General features: G+C 57.5%; 3 protein-coding genes and 1 pseudogene. All 4 read left to right on the top strand.

What is annotated here, in order from left to right; genetic code table 11:
* Positions 1-1,416, top strand: a 1,416-nt coding sequence (locus A3764_RS01250) for a class I adenylate-forming enzyme family protein (protein WP_067951063.1), incomplete at its 5' end; no start/stop codon positions are given.
* 8 nt (positions 1,417-1,424) lie between these two features.
* A pseudogene (locus tag A3764_RS26200) lies at positions 1,425-1,547 on the top strand (thiamine pyrophosphate-binding protein); the annotation flags it as partial.
* Positions 1,548-1,902: 355 nt separating this feature from the next.
* Positions 1,903-3,162 (top strand): glycosyltransferase, encoded by a 1,260-nt coding sequence (locus A3764_RS01240; RefSeq protein WP_082850885.1) that lies wholly within the window; start codon positions 1,903-1,905, stop codon positions 3,160-3,162.
* A 3-nt stretch (positions 3,163-3,165) separates the two neighbouring features.
* Positions 3,166-3,464, top strand: a 299-nt coding sequence (locus A3764_RS01235; RefSeq protein ID WP_150122029.1) for a hypothetical protein, incomplete at its 3' end; no start/stop codon positions are given.

The following is a 3,464-nucleotide window of genomic DNA, read 5'->3' as shown; positions in this document are numbered from 1 at the left end:
GCGAATGCGCTGATCGGGATGGGGGTCAGCAAGGGCGATACCGTCGCGGTCCTTTCGGCGAATTCCGCCGCCTATGCGGAGATTTTCATGGGCGTGCTGCGCGCCGGGGGCTGTGTCACGCCGCTGTCCTCGATGGCCTCTTCCGAAGCGTTGGAGAAGATGCTGCGCGACTGCGGGGCGCGGGTCATCTTCGTGGCGGCCCAGTATCTGAGCCTGATCGAAGGCTTCATCCGTGATCTGCCCCTCACTTGCGTTGCCCTCGATTTCGAGCTCGAGGGTTTCGACACCTACGAGGATCTGCTGGCGCCCGCCCAAGAGGACGATCCGATGGTGCCCATCGCCATGTCGGACCCCTTCAACCTGATCTATTCGTCCGGTACGACCGGAACGCCGAAGGGCATCCTTCACAACCACTGGATGCGCGCCGCGCAGATGGACCGCGTCGCCCCCAATGGGTATGACGACGACGCCCGCACGCTGATCTCCACGCCGCTCTATTCCAACACGACGATCGTGGCCTTCATCCCCACGCTCTTTGGCGGATCGACGGTGCACCTGATGCCGAAGTTCGACGCCCGGGCCTATCTCGAAATCGCCGAAGCCGAGCGGATCACCCACACGATGCTGGTCCCGGTTCAGTACAAGCGGATCATGGAGTTGCCTGATTTCGATACATTCGATCTATCCGCGATGCGCATGAAATTCTCGACCTCCGCACCGCTGCGCGCGGATGTGAAGGCCGATGTGCTGGCACGGTTTCCCGGCAAGCTGATCGAATATTACGGCCTGACCGAAGGCGGCGGCGTATCTGTCCTGATTGCCGACGAACACCCGACCAAGCTGCATACCGTGGGCCAGCCGGCACCCGGAAACGAAATCCGCCTGATCGACAGCGAAGGCCACGAAGTGCCCCAAGGCGCAGTGGGTGAGATCGTGGGCCGCGGGCCAACGATGATGGCGGGCTATTACGGCCGGGACGATCTGACGGCAGACTATATCTGGCGGGACGCGGCGGGCCGTGTCTTTTTCCGCTCCGGCGACATGGGCAGCTTTGACGCGGACGGCTTTCTGGTGCTGTCGGATCGCAAGAAGGACATGATCATTTCCGGCGGGCTGAACATCTATGCCAACGATCTGGAGCTTGTGCTGCTGGACGATCCGGACGTCACCGATGCCGCCGTGATCGGCATCCCGTCGGAGGCTTGGGGAGAGACGCCGCTCGGCCTCGTGGTGCTGAGGGCCGAAGCCACGCGCAGCGCCGATGAGATCCTGGACCACGCCAATGCCCGTCTCGGTAAGAGCCACAGACTGAGCGCGGTGGAGATCCGCGACAGCCTGCCGCGCAGCACCATCGGCAAGATCCTCAAGAAAGACCTGCGCCTGCCCTATTGGACCGCAGAAAAGGAGAGCGCATGACCGAGCCGATGAACGGTGCCGAAAGCCTTGTGAAAACCCTGCTCGACAGCGGGGTGGAGGTCTGTTTCACCAATCCCGGCACCTCGGAGATGCATTTCGTCGCGGCGCTGGATCACGTGCCAAACAAAAGGCCCAAGCGATCACGCAGGAAAAGGGCTGGGAACATCACGCGCTGCGCGCAGATTGGATGAGCTCTGCCCAGGGCAAAGCTGTTAAAGGGACTCCGCCCCATACGCTCGTGCTGCCTTCGTGGCATATTGCAATAAGCAAAAAACTGGCGTTCAGCAGACCCAGCCGTCATGATCGGGCGCGGACTATCAAACAAGAACAGCAGCCGGGGGGCGGGCATCGGCGCGCTAGTGTGATGGAGCGGACATACGAAGCCGACAAGCGATGAACATGTCTTGTATCGCCTGTTAAAAACTTTCCATCTGACCACCGCAAGTGCTAGCAAATAGATGACGAACTCTGAAAGAGCTTGGCAATGTGGAAATCGTGGATGCAAAAAGGACCACCACACGCGACCAATCCACGAAAAAGAGCCGACACCGCCTAAATATCAGAAGAGAATTTGTTTTGATAAAAGGAAATTTTTCTCAAGCTGAGACGGCACCCTTAGCAGGGGCAAAGATTGCAAATATCACTTTGCTGGCACCGATCAGCATCATTGTACCTACCTTTAAGGAGCGGGAAAACATTCCAAGTCTCATAGACAGAGTATCTTCTCTTCGAAAGAATTTCGGCGCCGAAATCGAACTCATATTCATGGATGACAAGAGTGGGGACGGAAGTGTCGAAGCCGTAGCAGCGTCGGGAGCCGAATGGGCCAGTATCATCGAACGTGAGGGAGAACGCGGGCTAAGCCCGGCCGTTATCGAAGGCTTCGAGCGCGCGCGTAATCCAATCCTGGTTTGCATGGACTGTGATCTTAGCCATCCACCGGAAGCCATTCCCCAGATGATACTAGCCCTCGCAAGCGGGCAGGAACTCGTGTTGGGATCGCGCTATGTTAAGGGCGGCAGCACGGACGACGACTGGGGGTTCTTCCGCTGGCTTAACAGCAGGATCGCCACACTGCTTGCGGCCCCTCTAACGTCGGCCCGCGATCCGATGTCAGGCTTCTTCGCAATGAGAAGATCCGATTTTGAGTGTGCCCAAGACCTTAATCCTATCGGATACAAGGTGGCCCTCGAGCTAATCGTAAAATGTGGTGTGGATTCCGTCGGAGAGATCCCCATCCATTTCCAGGATCGTGTAAACGGCGAAAGCAAGCTCACGCTGAGAGAGCAACTTAATTATCTCAAGCACATCCGTCGACTCTACCTCTATCGTTTCGCGAACGCGATGTATTTTATACAATTCATTATCGTTGGCGCTTCCGGGGTTGTTGTAAACCTCACGCTTCTGAGCCTGCTTCTTGCTATGGGCGCGTCAGACGCAGTTTCGCTGGCCGGGGGGATCGCGTTGAGCGTAATCACAAATTTCCTGCTCAATCGTCGCTTCACTTTCAGCTATGCACGGGATCGCAATCCGTGGAAGCAGTTCGCCGGCTTCATCACCTCCTCTTGCCTCGGTATGGCCGTTAACTACACAGTTGCGCTCTGGCTTTCGATCTCGATCTTCACAGATCATCAAAATGCCATATATCTCGCCGCACTCTGCGGAATTGCTGCAGGGATGACTTTTAACTTTCTCGGAAATCGTTTCGTTGTATTCCGAAAGGAACGCATTCGGGACAAAAGGTAAGCGATGAGTACGATCATCCGCCCCGCATTGCTGGCGCTCGCAACATGCGCTCTTTTCGTCGCCATGGCCGGGCTCTTCGCGCTCAGGCAATCAATCTGGATCGACGAAACGACACAGCTATCAGGTCTGGCCCTAGACTTCCGCACGCAGCTGGCTTGGCTGGCTGGAAGTTCCGACGTGAATTTGGGAGTGCCGCCCGACCGAATGCCGCCGCTCAGCTACTGGCTCGGCGGGCTCTGGACAGAGGTCTTCGGTCTTACAGAGGGGAGCATGCGCTGGTTCGGGATCGTTACAGTGCTCGT

It is taken from the genome of Sulfitobacter sp. HI0129, assembly GCF_001635395.1.
Lineage (GTDB): Bacteria > Pseudomonadota > Alphaproteobacteria > Rhodobacterales > Rhodobacteraceae > Sulfitobacter.
The sequence above is the reverse complement of the archived record's forward strand: the minus strand, read 5'-3'. Positions and strand labels throughout refer to the sequence as shown.